The 25789-nt window shown below is 70.4% G+C and carries 22 protein-coding genes; 8 read left to right on the top strand and 14 right to left on the bottom strand.

Translation table 11 applies throughout. The features are described 5' to 3' along the window. The first annotated feature begins 93 nt into the window (after positions 1-93). The gene (locus EF387_RS07505; protein WP_128375705.1) at positions 94-993 is read left to right on the top strand and encodes a CDP-alcohol phosphatidyltransferase family protein; all 900 of its coding nucleotides are present in this window, start codon (positions 94-96) and stop codon (positions 991-993) included. On the opposite strand, the gene EF387_RS07500 is transcribed toward EF387_RS07505, so the two are convergent. The 5 genes from EF387_RS07500 to EF387_RS07480 all read right to left on the bottom strand — a co-directional run bounded on the left by EF387_RS07500 (position 977) and on the right by EF387_RS07480 (position 6803). Next, the gene (locus tag EF387_RS07500; protein ID WP_128375704.1) at positions 977-2602 is read right to left on the bottom strand and encodes a serine/threonine-protein kinase; all 1626 of its coding nucleotides are present in this window, start codon (positions 2600-2602) and stop codon (positions 977-979) included. The two genes, EF387_RS07505 and EF387_RS07500, sit on opposite strands and share 17 nt — an antisense overlap. 546 nt (positions 2603-3148) lie before the next feature. Continuing rightward, positions 3149-4267 (bottom strand): Rieske 2Fe-2S domain-containing protein, encoded by a 1119-nt coding sequence (locus tag EF387_RS07495; protein ID WP_238431380.1) that lies wholly within the window; start codon positions 4265-4267, stop codon positions 3149-3151. 29 nt (positions 4268-4296) lie between these two features. Continuing rightward, positions 4297-5883, bottom strand: a complete 1587-nt coding sequence (locus tag EF387_RS07490; protein ID WP_128375703.1) for an alpha/beta hydrolase — start codon at positions 5881-5883, stop codon at positions 4297-4299. 273 nt (positions 5884-6156) lie between these two features. Further along, positions 6157-6576: a type II toxin-antitoxin system VapC family toxin gene (locus tag EF387_RS07485; protein WP_128375702.1), complete on the bottom strand. Its 420-nt coding sequence runs from the start codon at positions 6574-6576 to the stop codon at positions 6157-6159. Beyond that, positions 6573-6803: a FitA-like ribbon-helix-helix domain-containing protein gene (locus EF387_RS07480; protein WP_128375701.1), complete on the bottom strand. Its 231-nt coding sequence runs from the start codon at positions 6801-6803 to the stop codon at positions 6573-6575. The genes EF387_RS07485 and EF387_RS07480 overlap by 4 nt, the downstream gene beginning before the upstream one ends. Positions 6804-6943: 140 nt before the next feature. On the opposite strand from EF387_RS07480, the gene EF387_RS07475 reads away from it, so the two are divergent. Both EF387_RS07475 and ligD read left to right on the top strand, forming a co-directional pair. Next, positions 6944-7576, top strand: coding sequence for a DNA polymerase ligase N-terminal domain-containing protein (locus tag EF387_RS07475; protein WP_128375700.1), 633 nt, complete (start codon positions 6944-6946; stop codon positions 7574-7576). A 5-nt stretch (positions 7577-7581) separates the two neighbouring features. Next, positions 7582-8625: a non-homologous end-joining DNA ligase gene (gene ligD / locus EF387_RS07470; RefSeq protein WP_128375699.1), complete on the top strand. Its 1044-nt coding sequence runs from the start codon at positions 7582-7584 to the stop codon at positions 8623-8625. A gap of 45 nt (positions 8626-8670) precedes the next feature. Here ligD and EF387_RS07465 read toward each other — a convergent pair whose 3' ends face one another. Both EF387_RS07465 and EF387_RS07460 read right to left on the bottom strand, forming a co-directional pair. Continuing rightward, positions 8671-9963: an LCP family protein gene (locus tag EF387_RS07465; protein ID WP_202918168.1), complete on the bottom strand. Its 1293-nt coding sequence runs from the start codon at positions 9961-9963 to the stop codon at positions 8671-8673. A 165-nt stretch (positions 9964-10128) separates the two neighbouring features. Then, positions 10129-12141, bottom strand: coding sequence for a bifunctional polysaccharide deacetylase/glycosyltransferase family 2 protein (locus tag EF387_RS07460; protein ID WP_238431379.1), 2013 nt, complete (start codon positions 12139-12141; stop codon positions 10129-10131). A 429-nt stretch (positions 12142-12570) separates the two neighbouring features. Between EF387_RS07460 and EF387_RS07455 the strand changes: the two genes are divergently transcribed. The 4 genes from EF387_RS07455 (at position 12571) to EF387_RS07440 (ending at position 18053) form a co-directional block, all read left to right on the top strand. After that, positions 12571-13254: a polysaccharide lyase family 7 protein gene (locus EF387_RS07455; protein WP_128375698.1), complete on the top strand. Its 684-nt coding sequence runs from the start codon at positions 12571-12573 to the stop codon at positions 13252-13254. Positions 13255-13407: 153 nt separating this feature from the next. Then, positions 13408-15717, top strand: coding sequence for a glycosyl hydrolase family 95 catalytic domain-containing protein (locus EF387_RS07450; RefSeq protein WP_202918167.1), 2310 nt, complete (start codon positions 13408-13410; stop codon positions 15715-15717). Between the two features lie 128 nt (positions 15718-15845). Continuing rightward, positions 15846-16454, top strand: a complete 609-nt coding sequence (locus EF387_RS07445; RefSeq protein ID WP_128375697.1) for an AMIN-like domain-containing (lipo)protein — start codon at positions 15846-15848, stop codon at positions 16452-16454. Positions 16455-16664: 210 nt separating this feature from the next. After that, complete coding sequence (locus EF387_RS07440; protein ID WP_128375696.1) at positions 16665-18053, top strand: cytochrome P450; 1389 nt, start codon at positions 16665-16667, stop codon at positions 18051-18053. Between the two features lie 69 nt (positions 18054-18122). Here EF387_RS07440 and EF387_RS07435 read toward each other — a convergent pair whose 3' ends face one another. The 6 genes from EF387_RS07435 to paaA all read right to left on the bottom strand — a co-directional run bounded on the left by EF387_RS07435 (position 18123) and on the right by paaA (position 22779). Beyond that, positions 18123-18770: a DUF6518 family protein gene (locus EF387_RS07435; protein ID WP_238431378.1), complete on the bottom strand. Its 648-nt coding sequence runs from the start codon at positions 18768-18770 to the stop codon at positions 18123-18125. Positions 18771-18912: 142 nt separating this feature from the next. Next, on the bottom strand, positions 18913-20100 hold the full coding sequence (paaE, locus tag EF387_RS07430; RefSeq protein ID WP_128375695.1) for a 1,2-phenylacetyl-CoA epoxidase subunit PaaE: 1188 nt from the start codon (positions 20098-20100) through the stop codon (positions 18913-18915). Further along, positions 20100-20615: a 1,2-phenylacetyl-CoA epoxidase subunit PaaD gene (paaD, locus tag EF387_RS07425; RefSeq protein WP_128375694.1), complete on the bottom strand. Its 516-nt coding sequence runs from the start codon at positions 20613-20615 to the stop codon at positions 20100-20102. The genes paaE and paaD overlap by 1 nt, the downstream gene beginning before the upstream one ends. A gap of 2 nt (positions 20616-20617) precedes the next feature. Next, positions 20618-21445: a 1,2-phenylacetyl-CoA epoxidase subunit PaaC gene (gene paaC, locus EF387_RS07420; protein ID WP_128375693.1), complete on the bottom strand. Its 828-nt coding sequence runs from the start codon at positions 21443-21445 to the stop codon at positions 20618-20620. 60 nt (positions 21446-21505) lie between these two features. Further along, positions 21506-21802 carry a 1,2-phenylacetyl-CoA epoxidase subunit PaaB gene (gene paaB / locus EF387_RS07415; protein ID WP_128375692.1) on the bottom strand — a complete coding sequence of 99 codons (297 nt, stop codon included), beginning with the start codon at positions 21800-21802 and terminating at the stop codon, positions 21506-21508. Continuing rightward, positions 21799-22779 carry a 1,2-phenylacetyl-CoA epoxidase subunit PaaA gene (gene paaA, locus EF387_RS07410; protein WP_128375691.1) on the bottom strand — a complete coding sequence of 327 codons (981 nt, stop codon included), beginning with the start codon at positions 22777-22779 and terminating at the stop codon, positions 21799-21801. The genes paaB and paaA overlap by 4 nt, the downstream gene beginning before the upstream one ends. A gap of 197 nt (positions 22780-22976) precedes the next feature. On the opposite strand from paaA, the gene EF387_RS07405 reads away from it, so the two are divergent. After that, entirely contained in the window at positions 22977-23324 is a 348-nt protein-coding gene (locus EF387_RS07405) for a DUF8129 domain-containing protein (protein WP_128375690.1), read from the top strand. Positions 23325-23555: 231 nt separating this feature from the next. On the opposite strand, the gene EF387_RS07400 is transcribed toward EF387_RS07405, so the two are convergent. Next, a complete protein-coding gene (locus tag EF387_RS07400; protein WP_128375689.1) occupies positions 23556-25571 on the bottom strand; it encodes a glycosyl hydrolase in 2016 nt (671 codons plus the stop codon). Positions 25572-25789: the final 218 nt, after the last annotated feature.

Genomic DNA, 25789 nt, shown 5'->3' with positions numbered 1-25789 from the left:
CAGTCTCGCGGATCTTCACGTATCGACCTTTGTGAAGCCGCGAACACGGTACGCGGCCTTGATCGTCTCTGTCATTCGTCCGGAGGGTAAGCGGTGGCCCTGAACAACACGTACGACGCAAGGCTGTTGCACCAGGAGACAGCCGTGGGAGCCGGCGTACAGATCCTGCTGTTGGTGCTGGTCGGCACGGCTGTCGGCATGGGCCCGGCGGGCTGGCTGACGGGTCTGGCGTTCGCCATCGCCACCTGGGCCGTCCTCAACCGTGCCCTGCGCCGCTCCCGGCCGCGCACCTTCGGCCCCGCGAACCGCGTCACCCTCGGCCGCTCCATCCTGGTCGGCGGGGTGACCGCGCTGGTCGCGGACTCCTTCGAGAGCGCGCCGCCGGTCACGCTGTTCGTCTCGCTGACGGCGGTGGCGCTCATCCTGGACGGTGTGGACGGCAAGGTGGCCCGGAAGACCGGGACGTCGACGGCGCTGGGAGCCCGTTTCGACATGGAGGTCGACGCGTTCCTGATCCTGGTGCTCAGCGTGTACGTCGCCATGTCGATGGGCCCGTGGGTGCTGCTGATCGGCGCCATGCGCTACGTCTTCGTGGCGGTCGCCCGGGTGCAGCCGTGGCTCAACGGGGAGCTGCCGCCGAGCATGGCCCGCAAGACGGTGGCCGCGCAGCAGGGTGTCGTGCTGCTGGTGGCCGGGTCCGGGCTGCTGCCGTACGCGGTGTCCTACGTGCTGGTCGCCGGGGCGCTGGCGTCGCTGGTGTGGTCCTTCGGCCGCGACATCCTGTGGCTGTGGCACAACAACCGGGGCACCACGGCGGCGCAGGCCGAGACCGAGGAGTTCCCCGCTGCTTCGGCCGAGCAGTTCTCCCTGGGCTCCATGGCCGGGGCAGACGTCGCCGGCCTCGACGACATGGACCGGATGGCCGGGATCGCCGGTCTCGACCCCATGGAAGGGATCGAGGCACCGCTGCCGCCCGTCAAGGTCGGCGTGTGACGGTGACGGACACCTTGAGTGCGCCCTTGTTGTCGGTGAGGCAGTCGTTGTCCCCGTCGTTGATCCGCAGCTGCAGTGTGCCGTTCCCGGCCGCGCGGAAGGCCGACGAACGGCCGACGACCCGGACGGGGAAGTCCTGCTCACCGACGAGCCGCACCAGCAGCGCACCGAACGGTGCGGAGGCCTTGACCTTGCAACTCTTCGCGAAGTCCAGCAGCTTGTCGGTGCCCGCGTCGTAGCCGGCCGGCCCGGTCATGGGCATGCTCCGGTGGTCGACCGTCCAACTGCCCGTCTTGAAGCGCACGGTGACCTTGTCGCCCTTCTGTACGGGGACCTTGTCCACGTACTGCCAGCCGGCCTTGGACCGAATCTCCTGGTGGACGGTCGTCGTCACCGGGGACCCGGCGAACGGCGGCACATCCGCGAGGTACAGACCGGCGCCCACGCCGGTCACCAGTAACACCGTCCCGGCCGCCGCCCACGCCAGCCGTCTGCGGCCGTTGCGCGCGGCAGGCTCCGGCTTCGCCGGCCCGGACAGCGTCCCCGCCGGCCGTGTCCCCGCCGTCGACCACGCTTCCCTTTCCCCCGCCGGCCGTGTCTCCGCCGTCGACCATGTTTCCCCCGCCGGCGCCGGCTGCCGCCGGCCAACGGTCAGGGTGTCCGCGTAGGCCTCCGGATGGGCCGTCGGAAGGGTTGGGGGATGGGCCACCGGAAGGGTCGCGGGATGGGTCGTCGGCGCCGCCGGGCCCGCCACCTGCCGCAGCGCGGCCGCCGCGTCGGCCGGCGAAGGGCGCTCGTCCGGGAACTTGCGCAGCAGGGCCTCGACGACCGGACGCAACGGACCCAGTGTGTCGGAGAGTTGGGGATCCTCGTAGACCACCGCGTGCAGTGTCGCGGGGTGTCCGGGACGGCGGAACGGCGACCGGCCGCAGCAGACGGTGGCCAGGGTCGCGCCCAGCGACCAGAGGTCGGACGACGGCCCGGCCTCCTCACCGCGCATCCGTTCCGGCGCCATGTACTCGATGGAACCGACCAGTTCACCGGTGGTGGTCAGGAACTCGCCGTCGTCCAGGTCAGCGATGCCGAAGTCGGTGAGAACGGCGTTGCCGTCGGGGCGCAGCAGTACGTTGGCGGGCTTGACGTCGCGGTGCAGGGCGCCGGCGGCGTGCACGGCCGCCAGGGCGTCGAGCAGTTGCAGGCCGATGGCGGCGGTGCGCTGCGGGGTGAGCGGTCCCGACTCGGTGACCACCCGGGCGAGCGAAGGCCCGTCGATCAGTTCCATCATCATCCACAGCCGGCCTTCGTAGTCGACCAGGTCGTGGACACCCACCACATGGGGATGCGGGACCCGGGCGACCGCTCGCGCCTCACGGACCGCGCGGCGCAGCCGTCGGCGGTGCTCCTCGTCGCCGTCGGTGAGGACGTGCAGTTCCTTGGCGGCGACCGGGCGGTCCAGCAACTGGTCGTGGGCCCGCCAGACCGTGCCCATACCGCCTCTGCCGAGGATGTCGCGGAGCAGGTAGCGGCCGGCGATCAGCTGTCCTGAGCCGCGTTCCGAACGTGTCGCCGCCGGGTGATCGCCCTCTCCGGATATCACGCGCTCTCTCACGTCCCCTCCCGGCACCCTCCGGCCGCCGGTCGCGCCCCACTCGAACACTCCGCTCGAACGGAGCCGAGCATAGCGGAGCTGAATTCGACGACGGCGCGGTCAACTCTGTTTACCCGCAAGAGGATCCGTCGTTCAATTCGTGTCAGTGCGTGTATTAGTACGCGTATCGGTGCGGGTATCTGTCTGTGTCTCAGTCCCTGTATGGGTCGATGTATCAGTCCATGTCACGGCCCATGATCGTGACCGTACCGTCGGGGTTGGTCCTCAGCAGATCACCGGTGGTCACCTTCTCGGCCGTGAACAAACGGCCGAGCTTGTTGGCTCGGTCGTTCTGCGTTCGGCGTGAGCCGGGCGGTCGGCTTCATCGGGCGCGAGCCGGCCGCGACGATCGAGGTGGGTGCCATAAGGGCCGGTGCTCGGTGACAGGCCACGGCACACGTCCGGCAGGACCTTCGCGCCGGGCCGCGGGGAGCTTCAGTGCCGGACCGCAGGGAACCTCTACTGCCGGAGCAGCGTAGGGAATCCACCGCCGAAGCGCAGGGATCCTCACTGCGGGACCGCAGGGGATACGGGTCGCCGTGGGGGTGGCGGCGTCGACGGCTGGGCGGCCCAGTCACTTGCACGGGTCGGACCCGGTGTCGCCGGGTCGTCCGACGGATGGAACTGGGCGTACCAGCGGCGCAGTGCCTTGATGCCCTTTTCGTGGGGCAGCAGGATCGGGCGTGCCTGGTGGATCTTGTGGTCCCAGATCCGGACCTCCTCGCGGACCTCGGCCAGGGCCTCGCGCCGGAAGACGAGCTTGAGCAGGGGTGTCAGGAACGGGAGACGGGACGGTTTGCGGATGTAGTACAGCATCCGCATCTCGCTCGTGCGGTCGTCGACGGGGGTGGTGAGGGCGATGGCGGTGAGCGAGAGCAGGGCCCCGTGGACCCGCACCACCATCACGCCCGGCCCGTACATGAACACGTCGAAGGTGTTGTCGAGGTCCCAGGCCAGAACGCGCCGTCGGAACCGGCTGCGGACCTCCGCGAAGGGCCCGTCGGGCTCGAGCTCCAGGGCGGGCGGCTCGCTCTGGCCGTGGATGAAGGTGAAGTGGGACTCGTCCACGATGTTCTCGCGCATCTCCTGGATGTGGATGCGCGCATGGCACGTGTCATCAATGGGCGAGGCGTAGTCGGGGGAGGTCGCCTCCGGTACCTCGGGGACCTCCCACGACGGTTCGGCCGGGCCGGTGTGGACGAAGACCAGGCCGCTGTGCTCGCGGACGGGGAAGCCTCCGATGGCGACCTTGGGGGGCCTGGCCGCGAACGGTGCGTGGGTGCAGCGGCCGTCCGTGCCGAACCGCCACCCGTGGAAGGGGCACTCCACGGCACCGTCCACGACCTTCCCGCCCACGCCCAGGTGGGCGCCGTAGTGCGGGCAGTGGGCGTCACGCACGGCCGCCTGCCCGTCCGGCCCGCGGAACGCGATGAGAGCGCGACCGAAGTAGTGCAGGCTGACGACCTTGCCCGTTCTCAACTCGTCACTGCGCAGGACCGCGTACCAGCCGTGCGGCACGAAGGGCATGGGGTACTCGTCGGCCCGCGGGTCACGCGGCTCATCGGCGTGGTCGCCCTGGGCGAGACCGATGCGGGCTAACTTGTCATGACTACGACGACGAGGCATGCGTTGATCCTAGCCAGGACGATCAGAATCTAACCCCGGTCACAGGTGAGGTCCCTGGCGGGGAGCCGCCCCGTGGCCAGGTAGGAGTTGACGGCCGTGTCGGTGCAGGCGTTGCCGAACACCCCGTAGACCGCGTGCTGGTCGGCGCCCCGCAGTGTCACCAGACGGGAGCTCTGCCACTTCCCGCGCAGTGCCACGGCACTCTCGTAGGTGGTGCGCGGGTCGCCGGTGGCGTTGACGAGGAGTGCCGGCAAGTCGCCGGTGACGCGGGTCGGGCGCTCGCGCGGCGGGTCCCAGAAAGCGCAGGGGCTGATGTTGTTGGTGGCGGGCCCGAACAACGGGTCCTGCGTGCGAGCCCGTTGGACGTCACGCCAGTACGTCTCCGGGTCGCGCGGCGCGGACACATCACCGCAGAGGATCGCCGTTTGCGCACTGCCGTAGGCCGAGTCTGCTCCGCTGAGCAGGAACTCGAGCGTCTCGGCGAAGGCCGGTGACGGGGTGGTGACCTGGTGCCCCTCGGCGGCGCGGCCCATGTCCCGCACGGACTCGGCGAAGTGGGCGAAGGGCTCGTCGTAGTCCTGGGAGAGACCGTTGAAGACGACGAACGGCACGATGTGCTCGTCCAGCCGGTAGTCGCCCACCTTCAGTGGCCGACGGGCGGCCGTGGCCGCGATCCCGTCCACGGTCCGCAGGACCGCGGCGCGGCTGCGTCCCAGGCCGTAGGTGGTGTGGCGGGCGGCGGCCCAGGAGGCCCAGTGCTCCAGCGCCCGCCGGTTGACCCCTTCGGCGCCGCGCAGCAGCCGCGGAGAGTAGCGCCCGGCGTCGACCACCCCGTCGAGGACCATCCGGTCCGTCCGCCCCGGGAACATCGTGGCGTACACCTGACCGAGATAACTCCCGTACGAGTAACCGAGATAGGAGATCCGCGGCGCACCGAGCGCGGCCCGGACGACGTCCATGTCGCGGGCGGTGTTGCGGGTGGTCGCGTACGGCAGCACGTCACCCGCGTGCCGACGGCAGCGGTCGGCGAGGTCCCGGGCGAACGCGGTCATACGGTCGAAGCCGGCGCGGTCGACACCCGCGCTGCGGAGCGAACTGCCCGTCGGCCAGCGGCAGTCCAGCGGGGTGCTGCGCCCCACGAACCGGGGATCCACACCGATGACGTCGTAGCGTGCGCGGACGTCCTTCATGGCCTGCCGAACCCATGGCGGATCCCCGAGTGTCTGCCCCCCGGGCCCGCCGCCGTTGAGCAGCAGCGGGCCGATGCGGTGAGCGCTGTCCGTAGCCCGGATCCGCGAGATCGCGACCGTGATCGTACGGCCGGCGGGATCTGAGTAGTCCAGCGGCACGGTGACGTCGGCACACCGGGCACCGGCCTGTTCGAGCTCCTTGCCGGTGTCGTCCTGGGGGCCGAGGACGCAGCTCTTCCAGGTGAGGGGTTGGGTGTGGAAGCGGGCCAGGGGGTCGGCGGCGTCCAGGTCGGCCACGGTGGTGGCCGTCACCCCGGATGCCCCGGCAGCACCGCCCGCTGCCATCGCGGGAGCGGAAACCAGCACGGTCACCCCAGCGGCGAGCCCGGCAGCCGCGCGTTTGACGAACGTAGGTAAGGCTGTCATGTACAGCCACGCTAGGCACGGTTCCGGGTCGGCACACTCGGGCGGGCTGGTGTGTCGGCGCTGGGGCAGGCCCCATCAGGGCAGGTGGGGAGGGCCTCACCGCCGGGGCCCGCCCGTCTCGGGGTGCCGCCGCGCCGGCCACGGTCGGGATGTCGCCGCGCCGGTCACGGTCGGGATGTCGACCACGACCGGCGTGGTCCTGCCGACGACCCTGGTGCGACGCGCCTCGCACAGACCATGTCCCGGCCGGTCCGGCTTGCGGCCGGCACCGGATCAGGAAGATGTCCCGAACGTCTCGATCTCGCAGCGGGCCGCGCCGCTCCTGTCGATCCTGGCGTCGCAGGTGACCATCGGCACCCCCAAGGTTTCCGCCAAGGCGACGTATTGGGCGTCGTAGACGGACAGATGGGAGGAGAGACTGTGGATGCGCTCCCAGAGCACAAGTGTCTCGTGCCGGTCGATCACCAGGTCGCGGTAGGTCGACAAAGCTTTGCGGAGTTGCCTCTCGTTCAGTTTTGGCTCGCCGCCACGGCGGCCGCGTGCCAGGCCGAGCAGGGCGGACATGATCTCGTAGTCGATCAGGTGCGGCGCGGCCAGCCGGTCCTCCTTCGCGAGGCGCTCGCGGATCGCCCGGCCGGAGGGTCCGGCGTCGGTGAGGAAGAAGACGACGGCGGAGCAGTCCGCGACGATCAACGTCCAGACCTCGCATCGTTGATCGCGGACAGTACGTCGGAGGCGCTCAGGCCGGCACCGGCCTCGGCCTCGGCCCGTGCGGCGGCCTCGGCCAGAGTAGGCCTGGCGGCTTCGCCGATGAGCACCTCCAGCGTGTAGGCCTGGAGCGACTTCCCCATCCGGGCGGCGCGGGCCTTCAGTATGGCGAGCGTCTCGTCCGGCACATCCCGGATCGTCAGGGCGGTCATGCATGCATTTTAGCTGCACAGCATGCATCTCGCAGGCCCTGCTTGGGGCAAGTCCCCATGGGTACCCGCCACTGCGGCCAGTCCGGTGCGCTCCGGTCGTCCCCAGGCTGGGGCCCAGTCCGGCAGGAGAGGAGCGGGTTGTGACGAAGAGCGATCGCTTGCGCACCTACTACGACAAGCGCCACTTCGACCGGACCCGGGAGCCCAGCGGCAGTGGCCGGGATGAGCGGACTCGCGGCTCCGAAGCCCCCCATTTCGTCGTGCAGATCCACGACGCGAGAACCATGCACTTCGACTTCCGTCTCCAGGTCGACGACGTGCTGAAGTCCTGGTCGGTGCCGAAAGGGCCGTCCGCCGACCCCGGGGACAAACGGCTGGCGCTGCCCACCGAGGACCATCCGCTCGAGTACGAGGGATTCGAGGGCGTGATCCCGGAGGGCGAGTACGGCGGCGGCACCGTCATCGTCTGGGACCACGGGACCTACCAGCCGCTCAGCCATGACCGCCGGGGGCGGCCCGTGCCCTTCGACGAGTCGATCGAGCGCGGGCACGCGAGGTTCCGGCTCGACGGTTCGAAGCTGCACGGTGAGTACGCCCTCACGCGGTTCCGCGGCGGGCGGGACGACGGTGAGGGTGAGGCCTGGCTACTGGTGAAGGCCGCCGACGACCGGGCCCGGCCCGGTGAGCCGGGAACGCCGGATCCGCGCCGGGCGCGTTCGGTGCGCAGCGGGCGCACCCTGGGGCAGGTCGCCGCGCAGAGGCGGGAGGGGTGAGCCACATGGCTGGTACGCGTACTGATTCCGGTACTGATCTCCTGGACACGCTGTCCGCCGAACACCGCCGGCTGCTGCGCCCCGCCGCCCCAGGGGCCGAACTGGCCACCCGCCCCATGCTCGCCACGCTGAGTGACCGACGGGACTTCGCCGAGGGTAAGTGGATCTTCGAGCGAAAGCTGGACGGAGTTCGCACGCTCGCGGTGCGCGAAGGCGAACGGATCGACCTGCTGTCCCGCAACGGCATCCGCGTCAACGACACCTACCCCGAGATCGTCGCGGCGCTCGCGGAACAGGAGTGCACGGATTTCACCGTCGACGGGGAGATCGTCGCGTTCTTCCACGGCCGCACCGACTTCTCCCGTCTCCAGCAGCGCATGGGCCTGACCCGTCCCCGTGATGTCGCGGCGAGCGGTGTGGAAGTCACCCACTACCTCTTCGACCTGCTCAGGCTGGACGGAGCGGACACCACACGGCTGCCGCTGCGCACCCGCAAGTCCCTGCTGCGGCGCGCGCTGACCTTCCGTGCGCCGCTCCGTCTGACGACCCATCGCAACGGAGGGGGCGCCGAGTTGCTGGCCGAGGCCTGCGCACACGGCTGGGAAGGACTCATCGCCAAGCGTGCCGAGAGCCGTTACCTGCCGCGCCGTTCGCCGGACTGGCTCAAGCTCAAGTGCTCCCAGGGGCAGGAGTTCGTCATCGGCGGCTTCACCCAACCCGCGGGCACTCGCGTGGCGTTCGGTGCGTTGCTGCTCGGTTACTACGAGGAGGGCAGGCTCCGGTACGCGGGCAAGGTCGGCACCGGCTTCGGCCGCCGCACGCTGCTCGCACTCGGCGAACGACTCGCCGAACTACGCGTGCCCACTTCGCCGTTCGACACTCGCATCCCCGAGCGCACCGCCCGCTGGGTGGAGCCGAGACTGGTCGCACAGGTCGCCTTCACGGAGTGGACCCGCGACGGCAAACTCCGCGCTCCGCGCTTCCTCGGCTTGCGCGAGGACAAGACGGCGACCGACATCACCCGCGAACGGCCCGCACGGCCACGCTGACCAGTCCGTGCGAGCCGGTCTTGGTCCCACGCGCCTGGGACGTGGTCACCCGCTCCCCCGCCCCGGCACCGCCCGGTCCTCCCGCAGTGCCGCGAACACCTCCCTCGCCCTGCGGTCGTCCCACTGCACCGCGCTCCCCTTCGAGGTCTTCAGATCGGGGTTCGACACCGGGACGTTGAGCTGTCGGCCGTTGCCGGAGGTGGCGCCGCGCATCGCCTCGAACAGGGACATGAGCTCCAGCAGGCCCGTGTTCTGGTCCACGACGAGTGTGTCGAGGCCCGCGTCCAGGGTCGGATAGGCCTTGGACGGGTTGAGGAGCGTGCTGGGGGTGACCGCCTTCCGGGCCAGGGCGGCCAGGAACTTCTGCTGGTTGCGGGTGCGGCCCAGGTCTCCTTGTGCCTCCTGCTTGCGCTGCCTCACGAAGGCCAGCGCCTCGGCACCGTCCAGCGTCTGGCAGCCCCGCCTCAGGTCCGCGCCGGAGTTCTTGTCCTTGATGGCCCGGTCCAGGCACAGGTCCACACCGCCGACCGCGTCCACGACGCCGACGAACCCGGCGAAGCCGATCTCCGCGTAGTGGTCGATGCGCAGCCCGGTGTTGCGTTCCACCGTCCGTACGAGCAGGTCGGGGCCGCCCAGCGAGAACGCCGCGTTCAGCTTGTTCCGCGCGGGGCGGAAAGTCCGACCGGTGTCGGGGCGGGTGAATCCGGGGACTGTCACCCACGAGTCGCGCGGCAGGCTCATCATCGTGGCGCCGCTCGCGCCGGTGTGGAGCAGGATCATCGAGTCGGTGCGGCGGCCCTCCGCGGAGCCGGTGCGCAGGTCCTTCTTGTCCCGCTCGGACAGTCCGTCACGGCTGTCGGAGCCCACGATCAGATAGTTCGTCCCCCGCCCCTGCGGCGCGCGGTCCGCGATCGTGGCGAGGTCGACCTCCTGATCGAGTTCGGTGTCGGCCCACACGTAGGTGCCGATGGAGGCCAGCAGCAGTGTGGAGAGCCCCAGGATCCCAAGGCGCAGGACTCTGCGGCCCCGGGTGGGGCGGCGTTTGGGGGATCTGGCGCCGCGGCCGGGGACCGTCCGGCCAGTGCCTCGGCGGCCAGTGCCACCAGGGCCAGTGCCCCTACCGCCGTCGACACCGCGGCCGTGCAGGGCACGGCGCAGGCGGCCATCGGCCTCACCGCCGTAGGCATCACCACCGTACGCATCACCGCCGTAGACGTCGCCGCCGTACGCATCACCGCCGTACACGTCACGGCCGTATGTGTCACGGCCGTAGGCGACGCCACCGTACGCGTCATCGTCGCCGGCGTCCGTGCGGCCCGGGGCTGTGGGCGAGGGCATGCCCGGCAGTGGTGCCGTGCGCGCCGGGGGCGGGGACACCTTCCGTCGTGTCGCCCGCCCCCTGAGAACGCGCGTAGGTTCTGTCGTTCCTCGGTGCCCTTCTTCGCTCTCCGGATGGTCGGTCCAGTTGCTCATGGGCCTGTCCAGTCCCTCAACGCATGGGGGTCATCTCATCGGCAGGCTCTTATACGGCTCCGGGCCGCTGATCTGTTCAGCGGCCGTGCCGGAACGGCGCATGCGTTGCCACTTCAGCCGGTTGCCGAGCAGCAGGGCGACCACGGACTGGATGACGACCAGGTACATCAGCTGCCGGTAGACGAAGATCTGGAGGGGCATCCACCACAGGGTCCGCAGTCGTTCGCCGTCGAGTTTCAACGCGTAGCCGGCGCTGATCATCTGGACGCCCAGGAACGTGAACCACACCGCGGCGGACAGCCACGGATCGAGGAACAGCACGCCGTACAGGGCGAAGACGTCGATGATGGGCGCGATCAGCGGGAGGAGGACCTGGAAGAGCGCTATGTAGCTCAGTCCGCGGCGGCCGAAGCGTCCGGCCGTGCCCACGTCGAAGGCGGCCCGGCGGTGTTTCCACATGGCCTGGATCGTGCCGTAGCACCAGCGGTAGCGCTGACGCCACAACTGGCGCAGCGATGTGGGTACTTCGGTCCAGGCGATGGCCGACTCCTCGTAGATGACCCGCCAGCCGGCCCGCCACAGGGCCATCGTGAGGTCGGTGTCCTCGGCGAGGGTGTCGTCGCTGACGCCGCCGACGCCGAGCAGCGCGTCGCGGCGGAAGGCCCCGATGGCGCCGGGGACCGTCGTCATGCATTCGAGGACCTCGAACATCCGGCGGTCGAGGTTGAAGCCGAAGCAGTACTCGAGGTGCTGCCATTTGGCCAGCAGGCCGCGGCGGTTGCCGACCTTGGTGTTGCCGCTGACCGCGCCTACGGCCGGATGGGCCAGCGGCTGGACGAGGCGGTGGACGGCGTCCGGTTCGAAGACGGTGTCGGCGTCGACCATGACCACGATGTTGTGCCGCGTGTACGCGAGGCCGGTGTTGAGGGCCTCCGCCTTGCCGCCGTTGGGCTTGCGGACCACCTGCACCCGTGGATCGCCGGCCCCGATCTCCTCGGCGATGTCCGCCGTGCGGTCGGTCGAGCCGTCGTCGATCACGATGATCTGCAGCTCCGTATGGGTGGAGTCGAGCAGGGAGAGGAGGGTGGACCGGATGCCCGCTTCCTCGTTGTAGGCGGGCACGAGCACGGTCACCGGCTCGGTCACCTCGCGCAGCCAGGGCGCGCCGGGCCGGAAGCGTTCGAGGCGGCGGACGTGGGCGCGGGCGAAGAAGGCGAGCAGGGCCAGGCGCAGTACGCCGAGGCCGCCCGCTATGGCGAGGGCCCAGGTCATGACCGTCGAGAAGGTGCGTCCGGCGGTGGTGACCCAGATCAGGGCGGTGCCCTCCCAGCGCTCGGGTGGGCTCACCGGGGTGTACGGGACCAGGCGGAGCCCGGCGGACACGGTGGTGAACCGGTCGACGCCCCGGTCGTCGAGGAGCTTGCGCGTCTGCTCGTACGCGGCGGCCGTCTGGCTGAACTGCCGGATCAGGCCCTGTGCCGGTTTCCGGGAGCCCTTGTCGGCGGCGACCAGGACGTACCCGTCCGAGGTGGCGGTCCGGGCCGCCTGCCACTCACGGCCGCACAGTGTCTCGGGCGTGGTGGTCATCGGTATCCGCAGCAGGTTGGTGTTGAGGCCCGTGGCCCCGGCCAGCGCGGCCTGGGTGAGGTCCAGTTCGGCCTGGAAGCGAGGGCTGGACGACTCGCCGAGGGCGGCACCGGTGTAGGTGTTCGATCCGATCTCATGGCCCTCGGCACGGATCCGGCGGACCAGGTCCGGGTAGCGGGCCGCCTGGGAGCCGTAGAGGAAGAAGGTGGCACGTGCCCCGTTCCGGCGCAGCAGGTCCAGCAGGCGGGGGGTCCATACCGGGTCGGGGCCGCCGTCGAAGGTGAGGGCGACGGTGCGGGCGGGCATCGAACCGGTCTGGATGCCGTCGCGGTTGATGCCGATGACGGGTCCGCCGTCCGCCACGGCGTCGGGGGCGGGCGCGGTGCAGGGGGAACGGGCCTTCGCGGCGTCGACCTCGTGGTTGGTCCAGCCTTCGAAGAGCAGGGCCGCGAACATGAGGGGCAGGACAAGGATCAGCAGTAGCCAGTGAGCGCGCGGGTCGCGGGAGTGTTTGTGCCGGCCCCGCAGTCGGCCCTGTCGGTCCTGAGCGCCCCTCACGGGCCCTCGTCCCTCGCGCCGCCGGGTGTCCCTCTGGCGTGGTGGGCCTGGGTGCTGCGTCGGTGGTGGGCCGGTTGGGTGGTGGGGCTGGTCTTGCACATGGGGCGCGAGTGTAGTTTCCGCCTCTTGGTCGCGGGGGGCCAATTGCGAGTCTCACAGCGCCGCAGCACAGTACATCGGATCTATCTTAGGCGTGTCAGAGATATTGACGCGCTTCCGAGCCGGTCCTACCTTGCGGCGAGAGATAGGTCCGATGAATCTGGCCCCACGAGTCCAACCGGGAACACCAGGAGTCCAACCAGGAACAGTTACGGAGAGAGGGTTGACATGCACTTATCAAGACGTAAGATCCTGGCGGCCGGCGGCGTCCTGGCCGGAGGTGCCATCTGGTCCACGGCTGCCTCCGCCGCCTCCGCCGCCCCTGCCGCGCCCGCCGCCGACCCCACGGACGGCTGGAACCGGACCACGTTCACGTACAACATGCAGAAGCCCTGGAACCTCGACCTGAGCGACCGTTACAGCAACAGCGGCGGTGTGCACCGCATGTGGGTGTACAGCACCGACGAGCCCATGTCGCAGGGCAGTTCCACCGACCCGCGCACCGAGATGCGCTGGAAGCAGGAGTACACCTCCGGCCGGCACATGTGGGACGCCGACGTGTACCTCCCCTCCGGCACGAACGGCGCGACCTTCGTGCAGATCCTGCGCGTGAGCCGCCCCTCGGGCACCCCCGCCACGGACTTCATGCTCAACATCTACAGCGGGAGCGGCGGCACGGTACGGGCGTACGACAGCACGGTCCTGAAGACCGGCGCCTACGACACATGGTTCAACGTCAAGCTGGCGCACGACGCCTCCGCCGGCACGGTCCGGGTCTACTTCGACGACGAGTTGGTCCTGACGAGGGACGACCGGGGCCCCGCCACACGCCACTTCAAGAACGGCGTCTACCACCACGGCAGTGGCCGGGCCGAGGCACGCTTCCGCAACATCACGCACTGGACGCGGTGAGCCACCACCGCAAACACAGGTAAGCACACGGCGTCACGTGCGTCAGCCGGCGCCGGCTGACGCCTCTGCCGCACGTGACGCATGTGACGCACGTACGCACGGATACACGCACACACCGGCCCCCGCTACCCCCTGAACCATGGAGGCATCCGCATGACCTCACGCAGATCAGTGCTCGGCTCGGCGCTGGGCGGTACCGCGCTCGCCGCCCTGCCGGGCACAGCCGTCGCCCAGGCCGGCCCCTCCCCCGCCGAGGGCGGCGCCGAGGGCACCGGAGCCGTCGCCGCCCGTCGCTGGAAGCTCCGCAACCGTATGGAATCGGACGGCGCCTGGTCCCAGTTCCTGCGTGGCCAGGACCTGTTATGGCGCAGGATGCCCAAGCTGTGGCACGAGGGCCCGTTCCTCGGTGACGGCCGGCTGGGCAGCATGGTGTACCAGCAGCCGGACGCCAACAGCGTCCGCTTCACCGTCCAGCACGGTGAAGTCCAGGACCATCGGCCGCAGTTCGGCAGCGGCTGGGGCACCTGCCGTCTGCCCGTGGGTCACCTGACCCTCGACCCGGTCGGCACGATCACCGGCATCGACTGGCGACTGAGCCTGTGGAACGCCGAGTTGACCGGCACGATCACCACGGACAAGGGCACCCTGACCTTCTCCGCCCTCATCCACGACGGGCTCTTCGCCGCGCGGGCGAAGGCCGACGGCGACGAGGAGGTCCGCTGGACGTTCCACCCCGAGGAGGCGATCAGCCCCCGCAAGATCAGCGAGGCCCCGCCGGCCGACTACGTCACCAACCCGCCCTGGACCACCCAGACCACGGGCGACGTCGAACAGGTCCTCCAACCGCTCACCGGGGGTGGTCAGACCGCGACCGCCTACCGCCGCAGGGGCGACACCCTCCTGCTCAACGTCAGCCACAGTTACCCGTCGGAGACCCGCGCCGGTGAGCTCTCGCTCCGGAAGATCCAGCGCGCCCCCTCGTACGGCACCCTGCGGGGGCAGCACACCCGCTGGTGGCACGCCTTCTACCGCAAGAGCTTCGTGTCGTTCCCCGACGAGCGGCTGCAGAGCTTCCACTGGATCCAGCTCTACAAGGTGGCGTCGGCCAGTCGTGCCGGCGGTCCCGTGATGGCCACCTGCGGACCGTGGCTGGAACCCACTCCCTGGCCCGCCGTGTGGTGGAACCTCAACGTCCAGCTCGAGTACTGGCTCATCCACGGCTCCAACCACCCGGAGCTGGACTCGCTCGCCACGACCGTACGGCAGAGCCAGGAACAGCTGACCGCGAACGTGCCCGCCGCGTACCGCTCGGACAGCTCCGGGGTCGGCCGCAGCTCGGAGATGTTCATGAACCGCAGCGCCCCCGCTCCGGGACGCGGCGGCGAGTCGGGGAATCTGACCTGGGCGTTGCACAACGTGTGGCTGAGCTACCGCCACACCATGGACGAGACGTTGCTGCGCGACACGGTCTATCCGCTGCTGCGCCGCGCCATCAACTACTACCTGCACTTCCTCCAGCCGGGCGACGACGGCAAACTGCACCTTCCGTCGACGCTCTCGCCGGAGTACCCGGTCGTCCCCCCGAAGGACACCAACTATGACCTGGCACTGCTGCGCTGGGGCTGCGCCACACTCCTGGAGGCGACCGAACGCCTCGGCGTCGAGGACTCGCTGAAGCCGCGCTGGCAGGAGGTGCTCGCCAAGCTGACGCCGTACCCGGTCGACGGCAACGGCTTCATGATCGGCGCGGACACGCCCTACGCGCAGTCCCACCGCCACTACTCCCACCTGCTGATGGTCTACCCGCTCTACCTGGTCAACTGGGACCAGCCGGAGCAGCGCGAGCTGATCGAGAAGTCGGTGGTCCACTGGCACGCGCTGGCCGGCTCCCACCGCGGCTACAGCTACACGGGCGCGGCGTCGCTGTACGCGATGATGGGCCGCGGCGACACGGCGCTCACCTATCTGAAGAAGTTCTTCGACCCCAGTACGCGTTACCCGTGCCGGGCCAACACCCACTACACGGAGGCGGGCCCGGTCATCGAGACCCCGCTCTCGGCCTCACAGTCCCTGCACGACATGCTGTGCCAGAGCTGGGGCGGCGTCGTCCGGGTCTTCCCCGCGGTCCCGCCGTCCTGGGCGGATGTCACGCTGCACGACTTCCGCACCCAGGGCGCCTTCCTGGTCAGCGCGGTCCGCACGGGCGGTGTCACCCGTTTCGTCCGCGTGCGAAGCCTCGCGGGCGAGCCCCTCGTCCTGCGGCACGGGTTGACCGGCGGCCCGGTGACCGCCGTGCTCGACGACGGCCGGCCGGCGCGCACCCGCGTGATCGACGACACCACGGTGTCGATCGATCTGCCGAAGGGCCGAGAGGTGCTGCTCTACGCGGGCGACCGGCAGCCCGACCTCGTCATCGCACCGGTGCCGGTGAGCGAGGAGGGGGCGGCCTGGGGGCTGCCCTAGAACGCGGGCCCGGGCGGGCGTGGACCCGCGAGACATACGATGAAAATTCCCCCAGCTCGGCGTGCAACCTTCCGCCATACCCGGCTGTCTCACCCGACATCAGCCGGTAGGCACTCAAGGGGGGAATTATGCGACGTATCGGAGCAGTGGCGGCGGCACTCGTCCTCGCGGGCACCGCTGTGGGGGTGGCGGCATCCACGGCGGGCGCCTCCGCGGTGGGCACCTCCACGGCGGGCGTCTCCCTGACGTCCGCCGCACGCACCACGGCCTGCCCGACGGGCTGGGGCAGCGGCATCAAGAGCGGCGTCGCCACCGGTACCGCGCCGTTGGCGGACATCAGGACCGGTCGGCACGCCTGCTTCGACCGGATGGTCTTCGACGTGCCCGGCAGCGGCGACGGCATCGGCTACTACGTCCACTACGTCGACCGGCTCTACCAGGACGGTTCCGGCCGGCACATACCGGTCGGCGGCGGGGCCGTGATCGAGATCCGGGTCGCCGCGCCGAGCTACGACCCGGAGACTGGCAAGCAGACGTACCCCGGGCGGGTGGCCCGTCCCTTGCCCGGTGTGGACATCAGCGGTTACCGCACCTTCAGGGACACCCGGTTCGCCGGAAGCTTCGAGGGTGAGACACAGATCGGCCTCGGTGTCCGCGCCCGACTGCCGTTCCGGGTGCTCCAACTGCCCGACCGCCTTGTGGTCGACGTGGCCCACAACTGGACGGGCGCCCGCTGACCCGCGCGGACACCCTGTCGGGGGCGTACGGAGTGGCAGTGGGTCTGCGCGGGTGCACGCGGGCGCCGTGCTGCGCGCCCGCGTGCACCCGCGTACGGGCACGGCGTTCTTTCGCCGCCGGTGCGTGGGCGGCATCGTGGGGGCGTATGCGCGGTCATCCGCCGGTCCGGTACGCATCGAGCGTGCGCCCTCCTCGTGAAAGAAGTCCCGATGAGCGATGCCGTCCTGATCAGCGCGCCGGGAGACACCGCCTACACGGTCGCGGACGCGCCCACGGCACTGCCCGGTGTCCGTAACGGGCCGGCCATCCTCAGAGACCCGCTCGCCTTCCTCTCCTCCCTCCCCCGGTACGGCGACTTCGTCCGTATCCGCGTGGGCCGCTGGGAGGCCTACGTCGCCTGCAACCCGTCGCTCGTCCTGGCCCTCCTGCGCAACGAGCCCGTGTTCGACAAGGGGGGTGTGATGATCGAGAAGATCGCCGACTTCATCGGGAACGGGTTACCCGCCTGCCCGTACAGCGAGCACCGCCGTCGCAGACGGGCCATGCAGCCCGCGTTCGACCAAGAACACCTCCGTGAATACGCGCAAGTGATGAGCCGTCATGTCGATCGCACCACCAGCGGCTGGCGGGACGGAGACACGGTCCTTCCCTATCGGGAGGCCTTCGACATCTCCTCGGGCATCGCCGCGGAAACCCTCTTCGGCTCCACGCTCGACCCCACCACGGTCACCGAGCTGCAGCAGGCGATCGAGCGCCTGGTCGGGCTCGGCTACCGCCAACTCCTCATGCCCGCCGCCCTGCAGAAGCTGCCGACTCCACAGAACCGCCGCTACGCCGCCGCCAAGCGCTACCTGTGGACCACGGTGCGCCGCATCCTGGACGACCACCGCACCGGGCAGAGCACGTCGAGCAGTCTGCTGACCCGCATCACCACCAGCGCGGACGGCACCGCGGGCAGCGCGGCGCTCAGCCGCGACGAGACCTTCGACGAGGTGCTGGGCCTGCTGCCGGCCAGCGTGGAGACCACCGCCGACGCCGTGGCCTGGGCCATGCTCGAACTCGCACAACACCCCAACCTGCAGAAGCGGTTGGCCGCGGAGTGCCGCGAAGTACTGGCGGACCGTCCGGCCGGCTGGGAAGACCTCCCGCGACTGGACCTGGCGGGCAGGGTCGTGCACGAGGTCCTGCGGATGTACGCGCCCGCCTGGATGCTCACACGGGAGGTGCGCACCGACATAGTCGTCGGCGGGCGCACGGTCCCCGCGGGAACCAACGTCTTCTACAGCCCGTACCTGCTGCACCGGCGTGCGGACCTGTTCCCGTCTCCCGACACCTTCGACCCCGACCGCTGGCTCGACCCGGCGACCCCGCGTCGCCCCGGCGAGGGCTACATACCGTTCGGCGCGGGCGCCCGCCAGTGCATCGGCAACGACTACGCCCTCACGGAGACGACGCTCGCCGTGGCGACCATGGCGGCCCGCTGGACCTTCGAGCTGCCGTCCCGGCCAATCGCGGCCCTGCGCCCCCAGCCCCAGCTCACTCTTGTGCCGCCCGCGGTGGAGGTGAGACTGCGCAGGCGTGGTGGCGGGGGGCGGTGAGACCGGGACCGCTTCCCCCGCCCGAATCGCCCCTGGCCGGCGGCCTCAAGCCCGGCCGGCAGTTCCTGACTAGATGCTGTTCAAGGGCAGTTGGACGACGGCGTAGGCCAGGAACGACAGGGGGACGGCAGCCAGGAGGGACAGCGCCCGCTCCCGGTGCGTACGCGCCATCAGCAGCGGCACGAGGAGCGCCACGCCCAGGCAGGCCCACGCCTGAGGGGCGTAGCGCAGCACCCAGGCATAGTGGATGGCCTCCTGGCCGAAGACACCCGCCAACGCTCCCAAGGCGGTTACGCGCCGCCATGCGGTGGTCCCCTGCCGCCACCAGACACCCGCCGTGCCGAAGAGCGGCCCGGCGACGCACGCCATCACCATCCAGACCAGCGGCCAGAACGGATCGCCCATGCCGTCCCGGCCGAACTCGGCATACCCGTAGTAGCCGACGACCAGCCCTACTTCGGCGCACAGGCCGCCGACGGCGGCCGTGGCGGGCGGTACCCGGCCCGCCAAAACGGCACCGGCCGCGAACGCTGCGACGGACCACACCGCACCGGAGTTGGCGATCTGGTTCCAGGCGCCGGGCAGCCAGCCCTGAAGGAGGTTCGTCAGAACGCCGAGTACCACCCCCGCCCCCACCGACGCCCCGGTGGCTCGCGTCCACCCGTCCAGGCCGGGCGTGGACGGTGCCGTGACCGCCGTGGAACCGTGTCCGCTCATCGTCCGTGATCCTCGCTGTCCCAGGGCCGCAGCGGCCGGGTGACCAGTGGTGCGCAAGGTAAGAGGGACAAGGCGTCCACCGCGTTCCAAGGGCAGGTGCAGCAACAAGGTGCCACGACGGACCGCGTCTTGGAGTGTGGCGTCAGCTGTCGTAGTCCACCGTCAGTGTGTCGGAGACCGGATAGGACTGGCACGTCAGGATGTAGCCCGCGTCGACCTCGCCGCGTTCCAGGGCGAAGTTGCGGCGCATGTCGGCCGTGCCGTCGGTGACGAGGGCGCGGCAGGTGCCGCAGACGCCGCCCTTGCAGGCGAAGGGGAGGTCCGGGCGGGTCCGTTGGGCGCCCTCGAGGATGGTGCGGGTCCGGGGCAACGGGGAGGTGGTGGAGCGGCCGTCGAGGGTGATGGTGACCTGGCTGAGGGGGCCCTCGGTGGCGGCCTCCTCGTGGTGGACTTCCCGCAGGGGTTCGTCGTCGGCGTAGAACAGTTCCTGGTGGACGCGGTCGTCGGGGACGCCGAGGTCGGTCAGAACGCGGTGGGCGTCGCGGACCATGCCGTGCGGGCCGCACAGCCACCAGTGGTCCGCGGTCTTGACGTCCACCAGTGCGTCGACGAGCGCCGAGAGCCGGTCGGCGTCCAGGCGGCCGGACAGTACCTCGGCCTCGCGCGGCTCGCGGGAGAGGACGTGGGCGAGGTGGAACCGGGCGGGGTACAGGTCCTTCAGGTCCGCGAGTTCGTCGGCGAACATCACGGTGTCGGCGCGCCGGTTGCCGTAGAAGAGGGTGACGGTCGAGCGGGGGTCCGCGGCCAGGACCGACTCGGCGATGGAGAGCATGGGCGTGATGCCGGAGCCCGCCGCGATCAGCACATGGTGGCCGGGAGTGGTGAGGTCTGGGGTGAAGGCGCCGGTGGGGGGCATCACCTCGACGGTGTCGCCGGGCCGCACCTCGTGCACCAGCCAGGACGAGAACAGGCCGCCCGGCACCACGCGGACACCGATGCGCGGCATCGAGCCCGCGGGCGAGCAGATGGAGTAGGAGCGGCGCTCGTCGCGGCCTTCGATGTCGCGGCGCAGGGTGAGCGACTGGCCGGGGGCGAAGGCGAACTCCTCGGCCAGGTCCGCCGGGATCTCGAAGCTGACGGACGCCGCGTCCTCGCAGAGGGGTTGCACGGCGGCGACGCGCAGGGCGTGGAAGACCGGACGGCGGCGGGCCCGCGGACGTGCCGGCTGCACCGGACGTGCCGGCTGCACCGGACGTGCCGGCTGCACCGGACGTGCCGCATGTGCCCCACGCACCGCCGGGGTGGGGAGCTCTTCCCTCAGGCCTTCCATCAGATCTCCTTGACGTACTCGAACGGCTCGCGGCAGGCGCGGCAGCGCCACAGCGCCTTGCAGGACGTGGCGGCGAAGCGGGAGGTCTCCTCCGTGTCCCGCGAGCCGCAGCGCGGGCACGGCACGGTGCGCCGGGTGGGCGACAGTACGAGCGGGACGGGGCCCGCGGCGCGGCGGGGTGCGGCGCCGGGCGGGGCGATCCCGTGTTCGGCGAGCTTGCGGCGGCCGGCCGGGGTGATCCAGTCGCTGGTCCACGGCGGGTCGAGAACCGTACGGATCTCCACCCGGGCGTATCCGGCGGCGCGCAGCCGTGCGGCGACGTCCGCGCGCATCTCGGCCATGGCCGGGCAGCCCGAGTAGGTCGGCGTCAGGCTCGCGACGACGGTGCCGTCAGCGGTCATCTCGACACCGCGCAGCACACCGAGGTCGGCCAGGGTGAGCATGGGCAGCTCGGGGTCCGGCACCTGCTCGGCGATCTGCCGGGCCCGCCGCCCGGCCGACAGGGTGGTCAGCATGGTCACCACGCTGCCTCCGGGTGGGCGCGGGCCACGCTCTGCAACTCGGCGAGCAGCGGCGCCAGATGCTCGGTGTGCTCGCCGTCGCGGCCGGCCCCGGGCCGCGGCCGGTAGACGGGCATGGGCAGTCCGGCCGCCTCGGTGACCTGGCGCAGCACCGCGACGACCGTGTCCCGTACGTCGCACGCCGTGAACAGCTCACCCACGTACGGCGCGATCTGTTCCAGGGCGTGCCGCATCCTGCGGTGCGACTCCGCGGTGCCGTCGCCCAGCCGCACCGCCCACTCGGCCGCGTACTGCCGGTGGTACGCGAGTTCCTTGACGCCCTTCGCCGCGATCGCGGACAGGACGGGGTCGGGGTGCGAGGCCAGCTCCTCGAACTGCGCGAGGCGCCAACTGGACAGCACCAGCAGCCGCACGATCGAGAACGCGAAGTCGCCGTTCGGCAGTTCGGCCAGGCGTACGTTGCGGAAGTCGTCGGCGTCCCGGAAGTAGGCGTAGGCGTCCTCGTGGCGGCCGGTGCCGTCGGCCTGGCCGGCGCGCGAGTACAGCAGGCGGGCCTGGCCGAGCAGGTCGAGGCCGATGTTGGCCAGCGCCACCTCCTCCTCCAGTTCGGGGGCGCGGGTGGTCCACTCGGCCAGTCGCTGCGCCGAGACCAGGGCGTCGTCGGCGAGGGCCACGCAGTCCGCGGCCAGCCGGCCCCTGTCGAGACCCTCGGGGACGGCGGTGTCCACGCCGTGCAGGGGGTCCTCGAAGCCGGTGCCGTACGCCCACCGGGCATCGTCCTCGTGTCCCTCGGCGAGGGTCATGTAGACGTGGTCGTCACTCATGCCTGTTCCTCAGTGCGGAATGCGGGACTTCGGGACAGCCCCTGGATGTGCGGGACGTCGTCAGATGTGAGGGACGTCGTCGGGGATGTCGTAGAAGGTCGGGTGGCGGTAGACCTTGTCGGCGCTGGGGGCGAAGAACGGGTCCTTCTCGTCGCGCGTGGACGCGGCGATGTGCTCCGAGCGCACCACCCAGATGCTCACGCCTTCGTTGCGCCGCGTGTACAGGTCACGGGCGTGGGTGAGCGCCATCCGGTCGTCGGCCGCGTGCAGCGAGCCTACGTGCACGTGGTTCAGCCCGCGCTTGCCGCGCACGAACACCTCGTACAGCGGCCAGTCCGCCTTGTCGGTTCCGGTCATGCCGCCGCTCCCTTCCGTGCCCGCGCCGCCTGCTTGGCCGCGTGGGCGCTCGCCGCCTCGCGCACCCAGGCACCCTCCTCGTGAGCGGTCCTGCGCCGCTCCATCCGCTGTGCGTTGCAGGGGCCGTCGCCGCTGATCACCCGCTTGAGCTCGGACCAGTCGGGGGTGCCGAAGTCGTGCCGGCCGCGCTCCTCGTTCCAGCGCAGCCCGGGGTCGGGCAGGGTGACGCCGAGCTTCTCGGCCTGTGGGACGGTCATGTCGACGAAGCGCTGCCGCAGTTCGTCGTTGCTGTGCCGCTTGATCTTCCAGGCCATCGAGGCCGCCGAGTTGGGCGAGTCGCCGTCGGGCGGGCCGAACATCATCAGCGACGGCCACCACCAGCGGTTCACCGCGTCCTGCACCATCTCCCGCTGGGCGTCCGTGCCGCGCATCATCGTCATCAGCAGCTCGTAGCCCTGCCGCTGGTGGAAGGACTCCTCCTTGCAGATCCGCACCATCGCGCGCGCGTACGGCCCGTACGAACTCCGGCAGAGCGGCACCTGGTTGCAGATCGCCGCGCCGTCCACGAACCAGCCGATCACGCCGACGTCGGCGAAGCTCGGTGTCGGATAGTTGAAGATCGACGAGTACTTCTGGCGGCCCTCGATCAGTCGCTCGGTCAGCTCCGCGCGGTCGGCGCCGAGGGTCTCCGCCGCCGAGTACAGGTAGAGCCCATGCCCGGCCTCGTCCTGGACCTTCGCGAACAGGATGGCCTTGCGGCGCAGCGACGGGGCCTTGGTGATCCACTCGCCCTCCGGCTGCATGCCGATGATCTCGGAGTGCGCGTGCTGCGCGATCTGCCGGACGAGCGTCTTTCGGTAGCCGTCCGGCATCCAGTCGCGCGGCTCGATCCGCTGGTCCCGCGCGATCGTCGCGTCGAAGTGCTCCTGGAGGTGTTGCTCCGGTGGCGGCACCTCGGCGGAGTGTGTTGTGGTCATCGATACCAGCTTCCCAACCGACCATTCGTTCGGTACCAGTGTGACGGGTATCGCCGGGGCGGGCAAGACCCGGGGGGAGGGAAACGACGACACTCCCCTTGCAGGCTCGGCACTTCCGGACAAACCTGGTGTTTTCCGGTGGGGAAGGGGGAAACCCGAGGGGTGCCGCTCGATCGTCGTTGCGGAGGTGAAGAACCGTGAACCGACGACGCGATACGTTGCCGATCGCCGACTACGATCACCTGCCTGTCGAATCGCTCGAACACCGCATCCGCTCCCTGGGCCCCGAGGAACTGTCGACCCTGGACGCGTACGAGCGTGACCACGGCAACCGCACCGCGGTGCGGCTGATCCTGCAGGCCCGGCTCGACCAGCTGCGTTCCGGCTCGCCGCCGTCGGCAGGGGCGAGCGACGAGCGCGCCGCGCGGCCGAAGCCTCCGCGCGGCGGTTCGAAGGTCACGCCCGAGACCGCGGCCGAGCCGATCCATCCGCCACCACACGGCACACCCGACCAGAGGGGCAAACCGAAGGCGAACCGAGCCTGAAGGCCATGGCCTGCGGCCACCGCACGGTCTTCAGGAGTCCATGCGGCCCGTGATGATCAAGCGGTGGCCGTGCTCGTCCCCATGGCTCGGCCACCAGGGCTCTCCGGCGCCGTGCGATGCACGGCTCCAGACAATGCGGTGCTTACGCGGGCTGTCCCGGCACAGCCCCGGAACGGGAGCGTGATCCCGGCGCAAGCGGACTCGGACGGCGGTAACCCGCTGCCGGGTGTGTCACTCGGCCCTGATGTTGTCCACGTACACGACGCCCTTGGTCGCCCCGTCGCTTCCATGGCCGAGGTACAGATTGAACGCCGTCACCTTGGCCAGACGAGCCGCGTCGAGCGCGGCTCCGGCGTGTGCGGTGTCCCAGGGAGCGGGCTGGAACTCGCTGAAGGGTGTCCTGATCTCCTGCCCGTCCGTGTCGGCCAGCGGAAACCGGTACTGGAATTGGACTCCGTCAGCGACGATCTCGAGCGCCCCGACGTTTGCGGAACCGTCGCCCTGCAGCCACAGCGCCAGGGACGTGAAAGCGGACCAGTCCGCGACGACCGACCTGCCCATGCCGGTGAACTCTGCGCCGGTGAAGTCATACGCGTAGGCCAGTCCGTAGGAGCCCGAGGACTTGTGGTCGGGCGACAGGGTGAGGGTGTGGGAGTTGAGATGGGTGTACGCCTCGCTCAGGGCGACGTCGTCTCCGGCGTATCCCTCGAAGTCGTCGATCCAGCCGGCGGGCAGCGGTGCGGCCTCGCCGAGGAGGACCACGGCCGAGTCGGTGAGCGTCTCGCCGTCCACCCGCGCGCACACGGTGAGGGTCGCCGAGCCGTTCTTCCGCAGGGTCGAGTCGATCGACCAGTCGCCCGAGTAGAAGCCGTCGGCGTCGAGGCGCAGTGGTCTGGCGCGTCCGCCGTTCACGGAGTAGGTGACCCGGCTCGCCCTCGCGGGCGTGACACGCACCCGGACGGTGGTCTTCGAGGCTGTCACGCGCTGTCGGTCCGTGGGCGTCACCAGATGCATGAGCGGGCCGTTCCTCACGGCGGTTGTGCGAGCGGAGAACACGCCCCGGAGATCGGCGGCGAACAGGGTGTAGGGGTCCTGGTGGAACGCGACGAAGTCGGGCAGCAGGGCGTGGCCCGGGTACGGCACATAGGCGCGCTTGGTACCTCCGAAGTTGGCCCACGTGGGCATGTACGTCACCTGGCGGGCCTGTGGGTCCGCCTTGACGGCCTGCAGCAGCTGGGTGAACCACTGCGGGTTGCGGACCTCGGTACCGCTCTCCCCGAACTCGGTGAAGGCCGGCACCTTGCCTCGCTCGTTCGCCAGCCGGACCACCATCGCCAGGTCCCTCACCAGACCGTCCAGCCAGGGGGTCGGTCCGGCGGCCTCGTCGTAGGAGTCGTAGCCGAGGATGTCGACGAAACGGTCGCCCGGGTAGGTCCTCAGGTAGCCCGTCGGGTCGCCGCCGAGACTCGAGTTGGGCGAGTAGGCGTAGAGCAGGTTGTGGACGCCCCTGGTGTCGCGCAGGTACTCGACGGTGTAGCGGAACAGCTCGATGAACTCGCCCGAGGTGGTGTGGCCGGCGCCCCACCAGAACCAGGCTCCGTTGTTCTCGTGGAAGGGGCGGAAGATGACCGGGATCGCGGTGCCGTCCGACCGCCGCGCGCCCTTGACCGCCTTCGCGATGCGGTCGAGGAAGGCGTTGAAGTCCGCGTGCTTCGCGCCTCCGGGAAGGATCTGGCTGACCACTCGTCCCGTCGTGTCGTAGAAGTTCTTGCCGGTGACGAAGTTCGGCATGTGGGCGCTGAGGGTGTTGATCCCGCCGCGTGCGTCCCCCTGCCGGATGCACCGGCTGAGCGCGGCGATGTTCTCTGCTTCGCTTCCGTCCTCGACGCCCGGGCGTTCGTCGCCGTCGAGGATGAGGGTGTCCCAGCCGAAGACCGCGGGGTAGTCGCCCACCGCCGCCCGGGTGTCGGACGCCTTGCCGTCCGGGGTGGTGAAGGTGAAGCCATAGGTGAGGTCGTGCTGGTGACCGAACAGGATGCCTTTGCCCTGCTGCCGCCTCAGGTACGCGAACAGCGCGCGGGTGGCGGGGGTCGCCTTGTCGTCGGCGATCCGGACCGGGGTCGGCGTGCCGGCGGGCGCCGAGGGGGAGGTCGCCGCGGTGGCCACCGGTGTTCCGGCGCCGGCTGCAACGGCGGCCGTGGCGCCGATGAGGATGAACGTGCGACGGTTCAGGGGAGAGCTGGGCATCTACGTCTCCTTTTGACGTGGCGATTTCTCGCAGGGGAAGGTGACCCACCGGGGTCGGGTGCACCGCCCCGGGGGCGTCGTGAGCCAAGAGCCCTCGGTCGGCGGCGCCGCGCGCATCGGCATGGCGGCGGTCGCCCTTGTCGTGCGCCGTTGTCGTGTGCCGGGCCGGGGCGACGCTCAGGTGGCTCTGAACAGGCGGCCTGCTCAGTCGGCCGTCG

It is taken from the genome of Streptomyces cavernae, assembly GCF_004023625.1.
Classification (GTDB): Bacteria; Actinomycetota; Actinomycetes; order Streptomycetales; family Streptomycetaceae; genus Streptomyces; species Streptomyces cavernae.
The sequence above is the reverse complement of the archived record's forward strand: the minus strand, read 5'-3'. Positions and strand labels throughout refer to the sequence as shown.